The sequence below is a fragment of the Enterobacter sp. genome (assembly GCF_977039595.1).
The window spans coordinates 21,098-39,731 of record NZ_CDRQYH010000035.1 but is presented as its reverse complement, the minus strand read 5'-3'; the positions used below and the strand labels follow the sequence as shown (position 1 = coordinate 39,731).

Sequence of the window (18,634 nt, the reverse complement as noted above, 5' to 3'; positions counted from 1 at the left end):
GATCGGCAATGGCCTGCCGCTCCTCTTCCTTCATGTCCGCAAGCTGTTTAAAGACAATGCCCAGGCGGGGATTGTTACCCAGACGCGCCTGATTGCGCGCAAAGAAATCCCAGTAAAGGGCATTAAAGGGGCACGCCAGCTCCCCAGTGCGCTGGTTATGTTGATACCGGCACCCCTGACAGTAATTACTCATCTTATAAATATATGACGCGCTCGAGACGTAGGGTTTACTCGCCAGTAACCCGCCATCCCCAAACTGGCTCATGCCGAGGGTGTTGGGCAGCTCCACCCATTCAAAGGCATCAATATAGACCCCCAGATACCATTCATGAACCGCCTGCGGCGACAGGCCGCTGAGCAGGCTAAAGTTCCCGATGACCATCAGGCGCTGGATATGGTGGGCGTAAGCCTCGGTGAGCGACTGTCCAACGGCATGCGCCAGGCAGCGCATCTGCGTCCTGCCGGTCCAGAACCAGTCCGGCAGCGGAGCCTGCTGGTCTAAGGCATTCAGATCCCGATAGCCCGGCATCTGCGACCAGTAAATCCCACGCACGTACTCCCGCCAGCCGAGAACTTGCCGGATAAACCCTTCAACGGCAGGCAGCGGCGCGTGGGCCGAACGCCATGCCTGCTGGGCGGCTGCGACCACTTCCCGCGGATTAAGCATTTTGGTGTTTAGCGCGAATGAAATTAACGAGTGGAAAAGAAAAGGTTCCTCCGCGTGCATCGCGTCCTGCCAGGCGCCAAAATGGGGGAGCACGTGAGTGATAAATTCCTCCAGCCTGGCTTTGGCTTCCGAACGGTTAAGCGGCCAGCGAAAATTGTCGGCCTGCGGTTCGCCGAAGGTCTTTACCCCACAGCGTTGGATCTCCGCCCATAAGGCTGAATAATCGTGGCCGGGACGCGAGTCGCCCGGCGCGGGCGGCTCGCCGGACCAGCGCTTGCGGTTTTCAGCATCGAAGTTCCATTTCCCCCCTTCCGGATCGCCTTCAGAGGTTAACAGCACGCCGTGCTGACGACGCATTTCCCGGTAAAAGTATTCCATTCGCCAGCTTTTGCGTGACGCAAAGAACGCGCTGACCTGTTCCCGCACGGTGAAAAAATGCTCGCTGCTGACGCAGGCCGTTTCAACGGAGACCGTTTTCGCCCACGCCTGCAGCTGCGTATCAAGACGCCATTCGTCGGGCTCCTGCCATATCACCCTACCCGCGCCGTAATGCGCGACAAGCGCGTTGAGATTGTCTTCCAGCGCGCCGCGGTTTGAGCCGTCAGAGAGCCGGACATACCTCATCCGATGCCCCTTCTCCTTTAATGCAGAGGCAAACGCGCGCATGGCGGCGAAGATAGCGATAACTTTCTGGGCGTGATGAAGCACATAGGCGGTTTCTGCCCGGAGTTCCAGCATCACGTAAATGACGTTCGGACTGCAGGTATCAAACCAGCTGTGATGCGGATTAAGCTGATCGCCCAGGATCAGACGCAGCTCGGTCAACGGTGGCTCCTGCGGCAACGCTCGGAACAGTATTTAACCTCATTCCAGCATTTCGCCCATTTCTTGCGCCACGTCATGGGTCGCTGGCAGTGCACACACAGCCGACTGGGCAGGTCCTGCTTGTTACCTTTAAAATCGCTCATCTTTTCAATACCGTACTGATTTTTTCACTGAACCTGTGGATGAAGGCTACGACAGACTTCACAAAATGAAGGTGATGCCCGCAAACCGCTACCCACCGCTACGTACGAATGATAGTTTATTCAGGCTGGAATTGTCGCAGTGCGCGATTTTCTGGCATCTTAACCGAACCTGACTTTCCCATTTTTGTTCAAGTGACGAGTTTGCGAGCAAAGCGATGATAAAGTGGCCCTGGAAAACGAATGAAGCTGGCCGGGATATGGCGCTGCCATGGAATGACGCGCTGACAATCCCTGTTCTGGCTAATCTTAAGCCGGATGAGCAGTCGAAACTGGTTCAGCTTGCGGATCGTTTTTTACAGCAAAAACGCCTGGTTCCACTGCAGGGTTTCGAGCTCGATCCGCTTAAAAACGCCCGCATCGCCCTGCTATTCTGTCTGCCGGTGCTTGAGCTCGGCATTGAGTGGCTGGACGGTTTCCACGAAGTGCTAATCTATCCCGCTCCCTTCGTAGTGGATGACGAATGGCAGGACGATATCGGGCTGGTGCACAACCAGCGCGTGGTGCAGTCCGGACAAAGCTGGCAGCAGGGGCCGATTATCCTCAACTGGCTCGATATTCAGGACTCGTTCGACGCCTCCGGTTTTAACCTGATTATCCATGAGGTAGCGCATAAGCTGGATACCCGCAACGGCGATCGCGCCAGCGGCGTTCCATTTATCCCGCTTCGCGAAGTGGCGGGCTGGGAGCACGATCTGCACGCGGCGATGGATAACATTCAGGATGAAATAGACCTTGTAGGCGAAAGCGCGGCCAGCATTGACGCCTATGCGGCAACCGACCCGGCCGAGTGCTTTGCGGTGCTCTCGGAGTATTTCTTCAGCGCGCCCGAGCTCTTCGCGCCCCGTTTCCCGGCGCTGTGGCAGCGTTTCTGCCAGTTTTATCAGCAGGATCCGCTGCAGCGTCTGCGGCAAAATGAGGAGTCTGGCGGCCATTCCTCCCGCCAGATCCATTAAGGTTTTTCAGCAGGGGGACGCTCGGTTGACCGTACCCCTATGCTCAACGCTAAAAACAGCAATGCCATTCCCCATGCGGCTACCGTTAAAGACTGCTCGCCGTAAAAACGCGTCACCACGGGCACCAGCAGCGCGCTGACGCCGTAGCCTAACGTGTGGCTGGTGGCGATGACGCCCGCCCCTTTCCCGGTGGTCAGCCTGTCGTTAAGCAGCAACTGGTAGCCCGGCGTGGCCATCGCCGCCCCGAGTGACGTGATAACAATCCCCACGTAGAACAGCGCTAAACCGGGGACAGTCATCAGCCCTAGTCCTGCCACCATCAACACCGCCGCGATGCAGAGCAACGTCATCGGGGTGAAATGCTGCGGGCGGACCACCAGAAACTGTGCCGCGAGCGTGGCCAGCGCGGCAAGGCTCAGCAGAAACGCGACATGATGGCTGATCTCCCGGGCGTTGCCGTCCAGCAACGGGCTAAGATGCGGCGACAGGCCAAGCTGCATCAGGCTCACCAGCGCCGCCAGCAGCAGCGCCAGCAGCAGGAACGGCAGCATGGAGGCCTGCAGACGGGTTGCCTGGTGGGCTACCGGCGGCAGCGGCGGATCAGCGACTTCGCGAAGCACCAGCAGCAGAGCGATAAGCGGCGCAACCGCCATCAGCCAGAGCGGCGCCACCGGATTAACGCTGAGCATCAGCGCCGCCAGCGGCGGGCCGAGCAAACGCCCGCAGCTCAGGCCGGAGCTTATCGTCGCCAGCGCGGCCATTCTTTTCTCCAGTCCCGCACGCTGAATTGCCCACGTCTGGGCTGCAGGCACCAGCCCCGAGACCGTCAGTCCGTAGAGCAGGCGCGAGAATATAAGCCCCGCCAGTCCCCAGACGGTATCCAGCCTTCCGTCTGCCATCGCCCAGACCACCAGCGCCATCACGACAAAACTGGCCAGATAGCCGCCCAGCGAGGCGAGCATCACGTACTTACACCCCTTTCGCTCGCTTTGACGCCCCCACCAGGGCGATGCGGGTAAAAAGAGCATGGATCCAAACATCAACAGCCCGGCCCAGACAGAGAGCGACAGCCCGGTCAGGTTCACCAGCTGCGGGAGCATCACCAGCAGGCCGTTTTGCCCGATACCTAATAAACCCGCACATAACGCCAGGGGCCAGTTGGATTTTGAGGTGACGTTTTCGGTCAATATTTCAGAGTCAGCGCGCATGAGAATGTGAACATAGTGTCAATAAATGTGTGGAAATTATGAAATTTATGAAAACAAATATTGCAAAAATGGTTGCGACTGTAAACAGAATGAATATCATAACGAGAATCATTATCAATCATGGAATGAGGTACATCTATGCGTGCTCTGCCCCGCTCAGCCGGTACAGACGTTGCAGCCCAGTGTTTTTTAAACGCCCTGTTGCGCGAAACGAAGGACTGGCGCTATCTCCCCGCTACCGATGCGGATGCGCTATCTGAGATCCATATCCCGCTTTCCCAGACCCAGGCGCTTCGGGTGCCGGTACGCTATTTCTCTCCCACCCAGCACCATCAGTACCGTTTACCGGCAACGCTTATTCAGAGCAACCTAGATAGTAGTGACGCCGTCACATTCTCTCAACTGGTTGATTTAATTCTTGAAAAACCATCCGTAAAAGGCTCGCTGGATGCCGACACGCTGGCGCGTTTTAAGCAGCGCGTCCTCGAAAGCCATGCCCACACCTGGCAGGCGATCGATTTACGCCACAACTGGGCAACCCTGCGCGATAAGCCGCTGACGTTTGCCGACGCGGAACAGGCGCTGCTGGTCGGCCACGCGTTTCACCCGGCACCAAAGTCGCACGAGCCGTTTAACGAAGCCGAGGCGCGCCGCTACCTGCCCGATTTCGCCTCACGCTTCCCGCTGCGCTGGTTTGCCGTTGAGAGCACGCTCGTTGCCGGCGACAGCCTGAACGTCTCCCTGCGCGAACGTCTGCTGCGCTTCGCGGCCCAGAGCGCGCCCGAGCTGCTCAGCCACTTCACCGACACCCGCTGGCTGCTGCCCATGCATCCGTGGCAGGCCGACTATCTGCTGGAGCAGGACTGGTGCCAGCGTCTGGCAGAAAACGGTTCACTGCAGGACCTGGGTGAAGCGGGCGCACAGTGGCTGCCCACCAGCTCCTCCCGCTCGCTGTACAGCGAAACTAACTGCGACATGATTAAGTTCTCCCTCAGCGTGCGCCTGACCAACTCCGTGCGCACGCTGTCGGTCAAAGAAGTTAAGCGCGGCATGCGCCTGGCGCGCCTGGCGAAAACGGAACGCTGGCAAGATTTACAGGCACGCTACCCGACCATGCGCGTGATGCAGGAAGACGGCTGGGCGGGGCTGCGCGACGAAAGCGGCGCTATTCAGGAAGAGAGCCTGATGGCCCTGCGCGTCAATCTGCTGTTCGATACGCCAGACACCCAGACCAACGTGCTGGTCAGCCTGACGCAGGCCGCGCCGGACGGCGGCGACAGCCTGCTGGCCGCGGCGGTGCGCCGTCTGAGCCAGCGTCTCGATTTACCGCTCGCCCAGGCCGCCCGCTGCTGGCTGGACACCTATTGCGACCGCGTATTAATACCGCTGTTCAGCGCCGAGGCGGACTACGGCCTGGTCCTGCTGGCGCACCAGCAAAATATCCTCGTTGAGATGCAGCAGGATTTCCCGATCGGACTTATCTACCGCGACTGCCAGGGCAGCGCGTGGACCGAAAGTGCCGACGCGTGGCTGAAAGAAGCTGGCGAAACTGAGGTGGAAAACCGCTTCGGCGAGAGCCAGCTGCTGCGCTACTTCCCTTACTACCTGCTGCTGAACTCTACCCTTGCCGTAACCGCCGCCCTCGCTGCCGCCGGTTTCGACAGCGAAGAGAGCCTGATGTCCCGGGTGAGTGCTGCGCTGGCCCAACTGCGCCGCACGGCGAAGCAGACCCGCTGCCTCGACTACGTTCTCGACAGCCCGACCTGGAACTGCAAAGGCAACTTCTTCTGCTACCTGCACGATCGCAATGAAAACACCATCGCCGATCCGGCGGTGATCTATTTCGACTTTAGCAACCCGTTTTACAAGGAGAAGGCGTGATGGTCATCGCGAATATTGTCCATTCCGGCTACGGCTTTCGCTGCACCGCAACGGATCGCGCGCTGCCGCTGACGTTGGGTCTCGACGGCAGCGCGGTGCTGGAGCGTCTGAAGGGGCTCCCGGACGGCTGGCTGGTGCAAGCGCTGGATCAGCTGTTTGTGGCCGCCCCCGCGCTGACCGGCATTACGTTGCCGTGGGCGGACTGGCAGGATGAACCCCAGGCTCGGGCGCTGTTTGGCCTGGCCCACGGAGATTATCTGGCGCGCGACGCCTTCTGGCAGCTGCCGCTGTGGCTGAAAGGCGAACGGCCGCAGGCGAGCGGCGGAATGCAGTTTGACGAGAGCCGTCAGCTGTACTTCCCGCTGCGCCCTCGCCGCCCGCAGGGCGAAGTGTATCGCCGTTACGATCCGCAGATTAAGCGCACCCTCAGCTTCCGCGTGGCCGACGTGGCGCTGGACGGCGAGCGTTTTACCCGCTGGATGAACAACCCGCGCGTGAACGCCTTCTGGGAGATGGCGGGCCCGCAGGCCGAGCAGGAAAACTACCTGCGCCGTCAGCTTGACTCGACCTACTGCTACCCGGTTATCGGCTGCTTCGAGGACCAGCCGTTCGGCTATTTTGAACTCTACTGGGCGGCGGAAGACCGCATTGGTCGTCACTACCGCTGGCAGCCGTTTGATCGCGGGCTGCACATGCTGGTGGGCGAAGAGAACTGGCGCGGCGCGCACTACATCCGCAGCTGGCTGCGCGGCCTGAGCCACTATCTGTATCTCGATGAACCGCGCACCGCGCGGATTGTCGCCGAGCCGCGCTTCGACAACCAGCGCCTGTTCCGCCATCTGGCCTCTGCCGGTTTCGACACGGTGAAAGAGTTCGACTTCCCGCACAAGCGCTCGCGCCTCATCATGAGCCAGCGTCACCGCTTCTTCAGCGAGGTGGGCCTGTGAACGCGCTCTGGGAGAAAGTGAACCGCGAGATGGTGGCGAAGATCCTCGCCGAGCTGGAGTATGAACGCACCCTGCGCGCCGAGCCAGTTTCGTCTGACGCCTGGCGCATCGTCATGGGCAACGAGTCCTGGCAGTTTAGCGCCGCGCGCGGGATCTGGGGCTGGCTGCATATCGACCCGAACAGCCTGATCGCCGCCAGCGGTGCCGCCGTGGAGGCGGAGAGCGCGCTGCTGCAGCTGGCGAAGGTGCTGGAGATGAGCGACGCGCAAACGGCGGAGCACATGGAAGACCTCTACGCCACGTTGCGAGGCGATATGCAGCTGCTGCAGGCGCGTGACGCGCTGGACGCGGACGCGCTGATCCACCTCGACCCGGACGAATTACAGTGTCTGATGCGCGGCCACCCGAAGTTTATTTTCAACAAAGGCCGCCGCGGCTGGGGTCTGGACGCGCTGCGTCAGTACGCGCCTGAGTATCGCGGGCGTTTTCGTCTGCACTGGGTTGCCGTTCAGCGGGAGCATCTTGTCTGGAGCAGCGACGTCGATTGCGATATCAGCGCCCTGCTGGCCAGCGCCATGGACAACGCCGAGCGCACTCGCTTTGACGCCCGCTGGCAGGCGCTGGGTCTCAACGACGGCTGGCTGCCCGTACCGCTGCACCCGTGGCAGTGGCAGCAGAAGATCGCCATTCATTTCCTGGCGCAGCTGGCGCGCGGTGAGATGGTTGAGCTGGGCGAATTTGGCGACGAGTATCTTGCCCAGCAGTCCCTGCGCACGCTCACTAACGCCAGCCGTCGCGCGCCGTATGACATCAAGCTGCCGCTGACTATTTACAACACCTCCTGCTATCGCGGTATTCCGGGCAAATACATTGCCGCCGGGCCGCTGGCCTCGCGCTGGCTGCAGCAGCAGTTCGCCAGCGACGCCACGCTTGCGCGCTCTGGCGCGCAGGTGCTTGGCGAACCCGCCGCCGGATACCTGTCACATCCGGGCTATGCGGCGCTGCCGAAAGCGCCCTATCGCTATCAGGAGATGCTGGGGGTGATCTGGCGCGAGAACCCATCCTGTTATCTTCAGGATGGCGAAGAGGCTTTGTTGCTGGCGGCGCTAATGGAAACCGACAACAACGGGCGCCCGCTGATCGACGCGTGGATTAAACGATCGGGGTTAAGCGCCGAAGCGTGGCTGGAAAAGCTGTTTGAGGCATCGGTGATCCCGTTCTATCACCTGCTCTGCCGCTACGGCGTGGCGCTGATCGCCCACGGCCAGAACGTGACGCTGGTGATGAAGGATTATGTCCCGCAACGCATCCTGCTGAAGGATTTCCAGGGCGATATGCGCCTGGTGGACGAGGATTTCCCGCAGGCCCAGAGCCTGCCGGAACAGGTGAAGGCCGTCACGGCGCGCCTGAGCGCGGATTACATCATTCACGATCTGCAAACCGGCAACTTTGTGACGGTGCTGCGTTTTATCTCGCGCCTCACGCTGCAAAGCGGCGTCAGCGAAACGCGTTTCTATCAGATCCTCGCCGGGGTTCTGCACCGCTATATGGCCGCGCACCCCGAGCTTGCGGAACGCTTCGCCAAATTCGATCTCTTCAAGCCGCAGATTATTCGCGTGATCCTCAACCCGGTCAAACTGACCTTCTCCGAACACGACGGCGGCAGCCGCATGCTGCCGAACTACGTCACCGACCTAGACAACCCTCTTTTTCTGGCCTCCAGGGAGTCAGCGCAATGAAAACCTATGATTTCATCGGCATTGGTATCGGCCCTTTTAACCTCAGCGTCGCCGCGCTGGCGGAAGGGCTGGACGGCTTTAGCTCGCTGTTCCTCGAGCGTAAACCGCACTTCTCCTGGCACCCGGGAATGATGGTGCCGGACTGCCACATGCAGACCAGCTTCCTGAAGGATCTGGTCAGCGCCGTTGAGCCGACCAACCGCCACAGCTTCCTGAACTACCTGGTGCAGCGCAAAAAGTTCTACCGCTTCCTGACCACCGAGCAGCGCACCGTCTCCCGCGAAGAGTTTGCGGACTACCTGTGCTGGGCGGCAGACAACCTCACCAACCTTGCCTTCAGCCAGCAGGTGCAGCAGGTGAACTTTGATGAGAAAAGCGGCCTGTTTGAGGTGGTGACCCAGCGCGACCGCTTCCTGGCGCGCCACGTCTGCGTGGGGATTGGCAAACAGATTAACCTGCCGGACTGCGTCACGACGCAGGACGATACCTGCTTCCACGCCAGCGAGATGATGCTGCGCACGCCGGACCTTACGGGCAAGCGCGTTACCGTCGTCGGCGGCGGCCAGAGCGGCGCCGACCTGTTCCTGAATATTTTCCGTGGCGAATGGGGCCAGCCGCTGAGCCTGAACTGGGTCTCGCGCCGCAACAACTACAACGCGCTGGATGAAGCCGCCTTTGCTAACGAGTATTTCACGCCGGAGTACGTGGACAGCTTCTCTACGCTCGGTGAAGAGGCGCGTCGTCAGATGCTGCACGAGCAGAAAATGACCTCCGACGGCATCACCACCGAGTCCCTGCTGGCGATTTACCGCGCCATGTACCACCGCTTTGAAGTGCTGCGTGAAAAACCCTGGGCTCACCTGATGCCGTCCCGCTCGGTCACGGCCCTGACGCGCCTGGAAAACGGACAGCGCCTGAGCATAAAGCATCACCTCGACGGCGGCCGCGAGCAGCTGGAGAGCGACGTGACGATCTTCGCCACCGGCTATCGCGCCGTGCAGCCTGCGTTCCTCGCGCCGCTGTCCCACCGCCTGCATCTGGATACGGACGAAGCCTTCTGCATCAACAACGATTTCACCCTCGAATGGGACGGCCCGCAGAGCAACCGCCTGTTTGCCGTGAATGCCGGGATGCACCGTCTCGGCATTGCCGAACCCCAGCTCAGCCTGATGGCCTGGCGTGCGGCGCGAATTTTGAATCGCGCGCACGGCGACGAGCCGTTTGAGCTGGCTACCACCCCTGGCGTTATCCACTGGCGAAGCACCACCAGCCCGGAGAACAGTCAGGTTTTTAAATCCTTAGCAAAAACCACCGAGTACTGACACACACAATCAGGGTCAACATAACAATGAAACGTTCTCATCTTTGGATTTTAAATCCTTGCTTGCTTGCAATGCTTTCTACCTCTGCGTGGGCGGAAGAACAAAAGGAAGAAAATATCGTAGTCTCCGCCAGCCGCGCGCACCGCAGCGTGCCGGAGATGGCGCAGACCACCTGGGTCATTGAGCGGGCTGAAATTGAACAGCAGGTTCAGGGCGGGAAAGAGATTAAAGAAGTGCTGGCGCAGCTGATTCCGGGCATGGACGTAAGCAGCCAGGGGCGTACCAACTACGGCATGAACCTGCGCGGCCGCTCCATGATGGTGATGGTGGACGGCGTGCGCCTGAACTCGTCCCGCAGCGACAGCCGCCAGCTGGACTCTATCGATCCGTTCAACATTGACCGTATCGAAGTCATCTCCGGCGCCACGTCACTCTACGGCGGCGGCAGCACCGGCGGCCTGGTGAACATCGTCACCAAAAAGGGCCAGCCGGAGACCGAGGTCGAGTTCCAGACCGGGACAAAGAGCGGGTTTAACAGCCATAACGACCACGATGAGAACGTGTCGGCAGCGGTCAGCGGCGGCAACGATAACGCTTCCGGTCGTCTGTCGGTGTCGTATCAGCGCTACGGCGGCTGGTATGACGGCAACGGCAACGAGGTGATCATCGATAACACCCAGACCGGATTACAGTATTCCGACCGTATTGACGTGATGGGCACAGGCACCATTAACATCGACGATCATCAGCAGCTGCAGCTGACCACCCAGTACTACAAGAGCGAGTCCGACGGCAAGCATGGCCTGTATCTCGGGAAGAACTTCTCGGCGGTCACGGGGGATGCGACCGCGTACAACAAAGGTAACCTGGACTCTGACCGCGTGCCGGGTACCGAGCGCCATCTGATCAACCTGCAGTATTCCAATACCGACTTCTGGGGCCAGGATCTGGTCGCGCAGATTTACTATCGAGACGAGAGCCTGACCTACTACCCGTTCCCGACCCTGACCAAAGGCGTGGTGAGCAGCATCGGCGCGTCGCAGCAGAAAACCGATTTTTACGGCGGCAAGCTGACGCTGAACAGCAAGCCGGTGGACGATTTAACGCTGACCTGGGGTGTGGATGCCGACCACGAAACCTTCGACGCCAACCAGCAGTTCTTTAACCTGAGCAAGGCCGCGGCGAGCGGCGGCATGGAGCTGGATAACGCCTACAACGTGGGTCGCTACCCGGGTTATAGCATCACCAACCTCGCCCCGTTCCTGCAGGCCAGCTATGACATTGACGCCATCACCCTGAGCGGCGGCGTGCGCTACCAGTACACCGAGAACAAGGTGGACGACTTTGTCGGTTACACCCAGCAGCAGGCCATTGCCACCGGGAAAGCAGCCTCCGCCGACGCGGTGCCGGGCGGGAAAACCGATTACAACAACTTCCTGTTTAACGCCGGGATCCTCGGTCGCCTGACCGAACAGCAGCAGCTGTGGTTTAACTTCTCCCAGGGCTTCGAAATTCCGGACCTGGCGAAGTACTACGGCTCCGGCACCTATCAGCTCAACAACGGTCACTATCGCCTGCTGAACAGCGTCAACGTGAACGACTCAAAGCTGGACGGTATCAAGGTCAACGCTTATGAGCTGGGCTGGCGCTACACCGGGGATAACCTGCGCACCCAGGTCGCGGCATATTACTCGCTCTCGGATAAAACCATCACCATCAACAAGACGGATATGACCATCAACCTGGAAGACGACAAGCGTCGTATCTACGGGGTGGAAGGTCAGGTGGACTATTTCTTCACCGACAGCGACTGGAGCACGGGCGCGAACTTTAACGCCATCAAGTCAGAAACCCGCGAAAACGGGAAATGGGAGAAGCTGACGGTTGACAGCGCCAGCCCGTCGAAAGCCAGCGCGTGGGTCAACTGGGCGCCGGGCGACTGGACCCTGCGCGTGCAGAGCACGCAGACCTTTGACGTCTCTGACGCCGACGGCAAGAAGATCGATGGCTATAACACGGTCGACTTCCTGGGCAGCTACGCCCTGCCGGTGGGTAAAGTCAGCTTCAGCGTGGAGAACCTGCTGGACAAAGACTACACCACCGCCTGGGGCCAGCGCGCGCCGGGGCTGTATAGCCCAACCTACGGTGCACCGGGTCTGTATACCTATAAAGGCCGTGGACGGACGTTTGGTCTGAACTACTCCGTACTGTTCTAATCCTGCGCGCCGCCTGCGGGCGGCGCATTTTGCTGTGTAATTTCAACGCGAATTTGCTATAAAATCAGCGATTTGCTGAAATTCTCGGCAAACGAAAGAAAAGTGCGTTTTCACCCTTTGACAAGGCGTACCGAGGTCGCTACTATGCGCCTCGTTCACACGATTCCTCTGTAGTTCAGTCGGTAGAACGGCGGACTGTTAATCCGTATGTCACTGGTTCGAGTCCAGTCAGAGGAGCCAAATTTGAAAAGCCTGCTTTTGAAGCAGGCTTTTTGCTTTTCTGAATTCGGAAAATTTGCCGGGTGGCGGCTTCGCCTTACCCGGCCTAGGGGACCCTGGGGCACGGTAAGCGCAGCGCCTCCAGGCAATAAACCGCTGCTCTCATCATTTTTCCTCTGTCTTATTTTCGACTGGCGGAAAGACCAGTAATACTCAGGGCAGCCTGGCAATCACCTTAATTTCAAACTGGAACCCGTACAGCCACGTCACGCCGACCCCGGTCAGCGTAGGGTAAGGCGCTTCTCCCCAATATTCAGGCAGAATACTCCAGATAGCGTCGAGGTTTGACTCGGGATCGACGACAAAGAGGGTCACGTCAACCACGTCATCGAACGTGCAGCCCGCAGCCGCGAGGACAGCAATAAGATTATCGAAGGCCAGCCTGACCTGCGCTTTCAGATCGGGCTCAGGCGAACCATCCTCACGGCTACCCACCTGCCCCGAAACGAACAAGAAACCGTTGGATTTAATGGCCGGTGAATACCGATTGCGCTCATAGAGCGCCTGGCGTCCGAGGGGAAAAACAGCTTCGCGTGTTGTCATGTTTGTTCCTTTGCAATAGGGCGAAATCAGCCCGTTGAACATAAAGACACTTTACAGGTGCAGGTTCAGGCGGATAAACAAGCGACTTTGTCCATCATTGTTTGTAATATCCAAACAATCGGTGAAAAGAGAGGATAAGGAATGGATCGTTTCGACGCGATGCGCGCCTTTGCTCGCGTGGTGGAGGCAGGTAGCTTCACAAAGGCTGCCCAAACGCTTCATATGAGCAAAACCACGGTGACGCAGCTCATTCAGCAGCTGGAAGCGCGCCTGCGCGTCAAATTGCTCCATCGCACCACCCGCAGGCTCGGCGTTACTCCTGATGGCGCGGTCTACTACGAGCGCGTCATCCGCCTGCTGGCGGATATGGAAGATGCTGAAAACAGCCTGTCCAGTGCGACGATGACGCCCAGGGGACGCCTGCGGGTAGATGTGCCGACTCCTCTCGCCCGCCTGGTGCTGGTGCCCGCGCTACCGGCTTTTCACGCACGCTACCCTGAAATCCAGTTCGACATGGGCGTGAGTGACCGGGTGGTGGATCTGATCGGCGACAACGTGGATTGTGTCGTGCGGGGCGGCGAAATCAACGACCAGTCCCTGATCGCACGCCATGTCGGTGATTTGCAAATCGGTATTTACGTCGCACCGAGCTATGTGGAACGCCTCGGCGCCCCTGCGCACCCGCGAGAGCTGGAAAACACCGACCATCGCATAGTGGGATTCTTATCCTCACGCACCGGTAAGATTGATCCTCTGGTACTGCACGGTGAGAGTGAACATATTGAAATCACGGGCAACTATGTACTTGCCGTGGATGATGGCAATGCTTACCTCGAAGCTGGGCTAGCGGGATTGGGCGTGATTGCGCTGCCGGTCTATATGGCGGCAGCGCATCAGGCTGCTGGCTCTTTGATTCCGCTATTTGAAGACTGGCGTATTAACCCAATGCCCCTGTACCTGACATTTCCGCCTAACCGCCATGTCAACGCCAGACTGCGCGTTTTTATTGATTGGATCGTTGAATTGATGCAGCAGCATGTCCCAAATTCCAATAATAAGTAGCAATATCCCAGCCTCTGATTCGCTTTTCTGAGTATTGTTTTATCTCCTGCCGTCACCAAATAAAAATCACTTCCCCGCTCTGCCACCGGAGCGAAATCATCTCGGGTAAGACCACGAACGCTGAAGGCCAGAGCGTCACGGTTACAGCATACTTTCTTTACTGAATCCGTTAATTACCGCGCTACCGTAATATCCCCTCTCCTACTGGTTCCTCTTATATATTCCATTGCTAAAAATGATGCTCACACTGTGTGCATCAAGAATAATAGTGCATTTGCAGAATATATCGACCCGACAGTAGGAAAATTCGTTTTATCTGTCTTTGATAATCGATCTTGTCTTGATGCAAATGAAAATCCTGTTATTCGTCCGATGAATGACAATGCAACAAGCGATGCTTATTCAACACCTCCGGCTCGCATTCTTTTCTATGCAGTAGACTTAGCTGCCAAAACAGCTGTGGAAATTCATGCACCGATTGAACTGCCCACAAAACCTATCGTCCAGTGGAATGATTTTATGGGTGGCGTTTTTGACCATGATGATTACTTCGCTATTTTTACCTGCCACGCTCGTTCATTCTTTATTAGCGATGTGAATGGTAATATGATTGCAACTATCTACGATGTAATTTCTTTACCTGATGGTACGCCTCAATTCCCTGGGGAGGCCTATCGTGCAAGATTGTTTAACGAAACGGAGCTTACTGACGTAATCACTACGGCATCCATTCATGCAAATTTGTAAAAAAGTATAATTATAATAAATAGATGCAATTGATCATCAGACTTTTATAAACAATTGACTTCTCTGCATAAATTAAAAGGGTTCATGTATCTACATGAACCCTTGACGAAATAGACCACGTATTGAGAACCTATCCCGCAATTTTATCGTTATAGTCATGCATCAGGGAAAGAAGAACCTGCGTTACACGACCTGCAGATAGTTTGGCACTATGGGTAAAATTCGTTTGTTTGTATAGCCAAGCGATAAAGTGCCTGCTGGCCGTTAAAGAGAGCATTTCAGCATTATTGATATCACCACCGGTTAACGGGCAAACCATCTTGAAATTTTTGCCCTGCCTCCAAAGCTGCCACTGAGTTTGCCACCAGCCGTGCTGTGTTGTTCGCTGAAAAGTCCAGGGTATATCGCACTCCTCCTCATTGATCTCCTCTTCTATAAACCAAAGCTCACCTTGCCGCTCGCGAAACAGATCTGCCCAGGCGGTAATGGCGGCTCCACGAAGAAAGCATTCGTGTGAAAAAACGTGCATTTTTACCTCAGGAAAAAGGATGTTCAGCACGCGAAAATGCCCGTGAGCGGCGATGACGGGACGCAGTATCGCACCTCTGGCATTACGCTTGAGGGCCGCACTGCCATATTGAATTTCATCAAACTGGCTCCGACGTAGAAATTGCATTTCACGCATATCAACACGACTGACAATATCATGTTGATGCAGATCGGGCTCACGCTTCCCTCGCCAGCGATAACGCAGAGTCTCACCAATATCATGCTGAGTAAAATTTGTGGAAATATGAAGAATATGACCACTGTCAGCATCGAAGCTAAGCAGAACATACAGTTTCTGTTCTGCACAACTTCCCTGGAACGGCACAATAAGTGGAACCGTTTCAATGCATGCAGGGGTTACTCTTTTTCTTTTTCTTTGTTTTTGCTGTTTGGGTGTCCAGACTTTCCTGCAAATTCGGCACTGAACGCGCTGTGTTCCCTGCGGGTTATAACCATAACAAATAATTTCTTGCCTATAACATTCAGGACAAAAATAACCGTTTTCTGAAGCATAGGCGCGTAAGTGCGCAGACAACCATTCATTAAAGTGTTGCTCATCAAAAAGCGGGGGATAACTCCCGCATGCCCGACAGTGTAATGCCGGAAATCCCAGCCTGTAGTCTGGCCAGCTGTAGTCTGCAGAGGCTGATATGGGTAGCCCTAAATTTCGGCAACCAAACGATTTGCAGGTATTAATCGTAAATTGAGCCAATATGCGTCACCAACGATTTCAAGAGGTCGCTGATTTTGCCTCATCTCCTCAGACTAATTGTGTGAGCAGACTCGCATAATAAACCCTTTCAGAATGTAAAGTAACGCATCTTTATATAACTGAAAGGAACAGGTTATGAATATAAAAGCGATTACCGCAGGTATTTTGTTGGCGTTACCATTTTGGTCCTGCGCCAGGGATATCACCCTTATTTACACCAACGATCTCCACGCGCATGTGGAACCTTATAAAGTCCCATGGATCGCGGAAGGTAAACGTGATGTTGGGGGTTGGGCTAATATCACTACCCTGGTAAAAGAGGAAAAACAAAAAAGTAAAGCAACATGGTTTTTTGATGCGGGTGACTATTTTACGGGGCCTTATATCAGTAGCTTAACGAAGGGAAAGGCTATTATTGATATTATGAATACTATGTCGTTTGATGCTGTCACGATGGGTAATCATGAATTTGATCATGGCTGGGATAACACGTTATTACAGCTAAGCCAGGCGAAATTCCCTATTGTACAGGGCAATATATTCTATCAGGACAGCAACAAATTATTCTGGGATAAGCCCTATACTATCATCGAAAAAGATGGCGTAAAAATAGGCGTCATTGGTTTGCACGGCGTCTTTGCCTTCAATGATACCGTTTCTGCGGCAACGCGCGTAGGTATTGAAGCTCGGGATGAAATTAAGTGGCTACAGAGCTATCTCGATGAACTGAAAGGAAAAGTCGACTTAACCTTATTGCTGGTTCATGAAGGCACGCCGGCGCGCCAGTCCAGCATGGGGGTAACCGACGTACGCCGTGCCCTGGATAAAGATATTCAAACGGCAAGTCAGGTGAAAGGTCTGGACATTCTGATTACGGGACATGCCCATGTTGGTACGCCGGAACCGATCAAAGTAGGCAAGACGCTTATCCTCTCGACCGACAGCGGCGGCATTGATGTGGGGAAACTGGTACTTGATTATACGAAGCCGCATCAGTTTACGGTGAAAAAATTTGAACTTAAAACTATTTATGCGGATGAATGGAAGCCCGACCCGCAGACGAAACAAGTAATCGACGGCTGGAATAAGAAACTTGATCAAGAGGTTCAAAAAACGGTGGCGCAGTCTCCGGTAGAATTGACGCGTGCGTATGGTGAATCAGCCTCTCTGGGTAATCTGGCTGCGGATGCTTTGCTGGCAGCAGCAGGTAAAAATACGCAGCTGGCCTTAACCAACTCAGGGGGTATTCGTAATGAAATCCCGTCTGGTGCGATTACAATAGGCGGCGTCATTAGTACGTTCCCATTCCCTAACGAACTGACCACGATGGATCTCACGGGTAAACAGTTACGTACTTTGATGGAACATGCCGCAAGCTTAAGCAATGGTGTCTTGCAGGTATCGAAAGGCGTGGAGATGAGGTATGACAGCAGTAAACCAATCGATCAGCGGGTCGTCGCATTAACCCTTAATGGCAAGCCGATTGAGGATGCGATAGTTTACCACATTGCCACCCAGAGCTTCCTTGCTGACGGCGGTGATGGTTTTACTACCTTTACCGAAGGTAAATCGCGCAATACAACAGGCGGTTACTACGTTTCTAATGCTGTAATCGATTACTTCAAGGCAGGCAATAACATCACGGATGAACAGCTCAAAGGCATGCGCGTTGTTGATGTGAAAAAATAATAGTTTATTCGACTGTGCATATTAAAAGGGTTCATACATTTACATGAACCCTTATTTAAACCATTGTTTTTTTAAAGGGATAACCCATTGAAACCCAATCTTTAAATGAGAGTGGTAGATGTAAGCGCAGCTAAGTAGTTTCAATAAGATAAAGAGTCTTAATTAATAAATCTCTGTGGAAGGAATCCCTACATATGAAAAAAGTAAAAATTATATTATCAGGCGCATTTATGCTTTTACCCACGGTAGCATTGGCAGACGTCGGGAATAACGAATATCTATCAGACTGGTGGCATCAAAGTATTAATATCGTAGGGAGTAACTCAACTCGTTTTGGGCCACTAAAAAGAGCGGATTTATATCCCGAGTATCGTGCGTGGACACATGTAGATTGGTTTGATTTCTATGGCTATGCGGACTTACCTAAGTTTTTTGGTATGGGCAATGATAATGATATCGGCATTTGGGATAATGGCTCTCCATTTTTTACGGAGATAGAACCGCGTTTTAGCATCGACAAGTTGACGGGAATCGACCTAAGTTTTGGTCCATTCAAAGAATGGTATTTTGCCCACAACTATATCTATGACGCAGGAACGAATTCAGGACAGCGTCAGAGCACATGGTATATGGGGATAGGAACCGATATTGATACTGGGCTACCGATGACGTTATCTGCAAACATCTATGCCAAATATCAAGGAAACAACTATAATGCAGCCAACGAAAACGAATGGGATGGATATCGCTTCAAAGTCAAATATGTCATCCCAATTACAACAATATTTGGTGGAAAACTAAATTACGTCGGCTTTACCAATTTTGATTTTGGTTCAGATCTTAAAGACGAGTCAGGCGGTGAGCAGAAGTTTTACTCCCGTACCAATAGCTCTATTGTTTCCACCAACGTACTCAGCTTAGTTTATCCCCACTGGAACTATGGCGCGACACTTCGCTATTTCTATCATGGTGGACAATTTGACGAAGGTAGCAAAGCATTTAGCAGCGACGGAGACATCATCTCTATAGACTCAACGGGATGGGCATACTATTTAACTGTTGGCTACGCCTTTTAAATATAGCATCAAGGGG

15 protein-coding genes and 1 tRNA gene are annotated in these 18,634 nt (G+C 55.3%); 11 read left to right on the top strand and 5 right to left on the bottom strand.

The features are described 5' to 3' along the window. Together ACWYRJ_RS12430 and ACWYRJ_RS12425 are read right to left on the bottom strand one after the other, a co-directional pair. Nucleotides 1–1,492, bottom strand: a 1,492-nt coding sequence (locus ACWYRJ_RS12430; RefSeq protein ID WP_455507976.1) for a cryptochrome/photolyase family protein, incomplete at its 3' end; no start/stop codon positions are given. After that, nucleotides 1,489–1,635 carry a DUF2256 domain-containing protein gene (locus ACWYRJ_RS12425; protein WP_071530926.1) on the bottom strand — a complete coding sequence of 49 codons (147 nt, stop codon included), beginning with the start codon at nucleotides 1,633–1,635 and terminating at the stop codon, nucleotides 1,489–1,491. The genes ACWYRJ_RS12430 and ACWYRJ_RS12425, both read right to left, overlap by 4 nt. A 215-nt stretch (nucleotides 1,636–1,850) precedes the next feature. Here ACWYRJ_RS12425 and mtfA point away from each other — a divergent pair, with 215 nt between their 5' ends. Continuing rightward, a complete protein-coding gene (mtfA, locus tag ACWYRJ_RS12420; protein WP_223579585.1) occupies nucleotides 1,851–2,648 on the top strand; it encodes a DgsA anti-repressor MtfA in 798 nt (265 codons plus the stop codon). Here mtfA and ACWYRJ_RS12415 read toward each other — a convergent pair. Further along, entirely contained in the window at nucleotides 2,645–3,856 is a 1,212-nt protein-coding gene (locus ACWYRJ_RS12415) for an MFS transporter (RefSeq protein WP_223579588.1), read from the bottom strand. The genes mtfA and ACWYRJ_RS12415 overlap by 4 nt on opposite strands. A 138-nt stretch (nucleotides 3,857–3,994) precedes the next feature. Between ACWYRJ_RS12415 and ACWYRJ_RS12410 the strand changes: the two genes are divergently transcribed. From ACWYRJ_RS12410 to ACWYRJ_RS12385, 6 genes are all read left to right on the top strand, one after another. After that, on the top strand, nucleotides 3,995–5,737 hold the full coding sequence (locus ACWYRJ_RS12410) for an IucA/IucC family protein (protein WP_455507975.1): 1,743 nt from the start codon (nucleotides 3,995–3,997) through the stop codon (nucleotides 5,735–5,737). Next, nucleotides 5,737–6,684 (top strand): GNAT family N-acetyltransferase, encoded by a 948-nt coding sequence (locus tag ACWYRJ_RS12405; RefSeq protein ID WP_455507978.1) that lies wholly within the window; start codon nucleotides 5,737–5,739, stop codon nucleotides 6,682–6,684. Before ACWYRJ_RS12410 ends, ACWYRJ_RS12405 begins: the two co-directional genes overlap by 1 nt. Further along, a complete protein-coding gene (iucC, locus tag ACWYRJ_RS12400) occupies nucleotides 6,681–8,423 on the top strand; it encodes an aerobactin synthase IucC (protein WP_455507974.1) in 1,743 nt (580 codons plus the stop codon). The genes ACWYRJ_RS12405 and iucC overlap by 4 nt, the downstream gene beginning before the upstream one ends. Further along, entirely contained in the window at nucleotides 8,420–9,745 is a 1,326-nt protein-coding gene (locus ACWYRJ_RS12395; protein WP_136195823.1) for a lysine N(6)-hydroxylase/L-ornithine N(5)-oxygenase family protein, read from the top strand. Before iucC ends, ACWYRJ_RS12395 begins: the two co-directional genes overlap by 4 nt. A gap of 26 nt (nucleotides 9,746–9,771) precedes the next feature. Next, entirely contained in the window at nucleotides 9,772–11,961 is a 2,190-nt protein-coding gene (locus ACWYRJ_RS12390) for a TonB-dependent siderophore receptor (RefSeq protein WP_455507973.1), read from the top strand. 164 nt (nucleotides 11,962–12,125) lie between these two features. Next, nucleotides 12,126–12,201, top strand: a tRNA-Asn gene (locus ACWYRJ_RS12385). A 192-nt stretch (nucleotides 12,202–12,393) separates the two neighbouring features. Here the strand turns inward: ACWYRJ_RS12385 and ACWYRJ_RS12380 are convergent. Then, complete coding sequence (locus tag ACWYRJ_RS12380; RefSeq protein ID WP_111966047.1) at nucleotides 12,394–12,783, bottom strand: RidA family protein; 390 nt, start codon at nucleotides 12,781–12,783, stop codon at nucleotides 12,394–12,396. A 141-nt stretch (nucleotides 12,784–12,924) separates the two neighbouring features. Between ACWYRJ_RS12380 and ACWYRJ_RS12375 the strand changes: the two genes are divergently transcribed. Beyond that, on the top strand, nucleotides 12,925–13,845 hold the full coding sequence (locus tag ACWYRJ_RS12375) for a LysR substrate-binding domain-containing protein (RefSeq protein ID WP_455507972.1): 921 nt from the start codon (nucleotides 12,925–12,927) through the stop codon (nucleotides 13,843–13,845). A gap of 249 nt (nucleotides 13,846–14,094) precedes the next feature. Then, on the top strand, nucleotides 14,095–14,592 hold the full coding sequence (locus ACWYRJ_RS12370; protein ID WP_455507971.1) for a hypothetical protein: 498 nt from the start codon (nucleotides 14,095–14,097) through the stop codon (nucleotides 14,590–14,592). A 130-nt stretch (nucleotides 14,593–14,722) separates the two neighbouring features. Here ACWYRJ_RS12370 and ACWYRJ_RS12365 read toward each other — a convergent pair whose 3' ends face one another. Further along, on the bottom strand, nucleotides 14,723–15,856 hold the full coding sequence (locus ACWYRJ_RS12365) for a cytoplasmic protein (RefSeq protein ID WP_455507977.1): 1,134 nt from the start codon (nucleotides 15,854–15,856) through the stop codon (nucleotides 14,723–14,725). A 132-nt stretch (nucleotides 15,857–15,988) separates the two neighbouring features. Between ACWYRJ_RS12365 and ACWYRJ_RS12360 the strand changes: the two genes are divergently transcribed. Together ACWYRJ_RS12360 and ACWYRJ_RS12355 are read left to right on the top strand one after the other, a co-directional pair. Continuing rightward, nucleotides 15,989–17,542 (top strand): bifunctional metallophosphatase/5'-nucleotidase, encoded by a 1,554-nt coding sequence (locus ACWYRJ_RS12360; RefSeq protein ID WP_111966050.1) that lies wholly within the window; start codon nucleotides 15,989–15,991, stop codon nucleotides 17,540–17,542. Between the two features lie 194 nt (nucleotides 17,543–17,736). Continuing rightward, nucleotides 17,737–18,618 carry a nucleoside-specific channel-forming protein Tsx gene (locus ACWYRJ_RS12355; protein ID WP_111966051.1) on the top strand — a complete coding sequence of 294 codons (882 nt, stop codon included), beginning with the start codon at nucleotides 17,737–17,739 and terminating at the stop codon, nucleotides 18,616–18,618. Nucleotides 18,619–18,634: the final 16 nt, after the last annotated feature.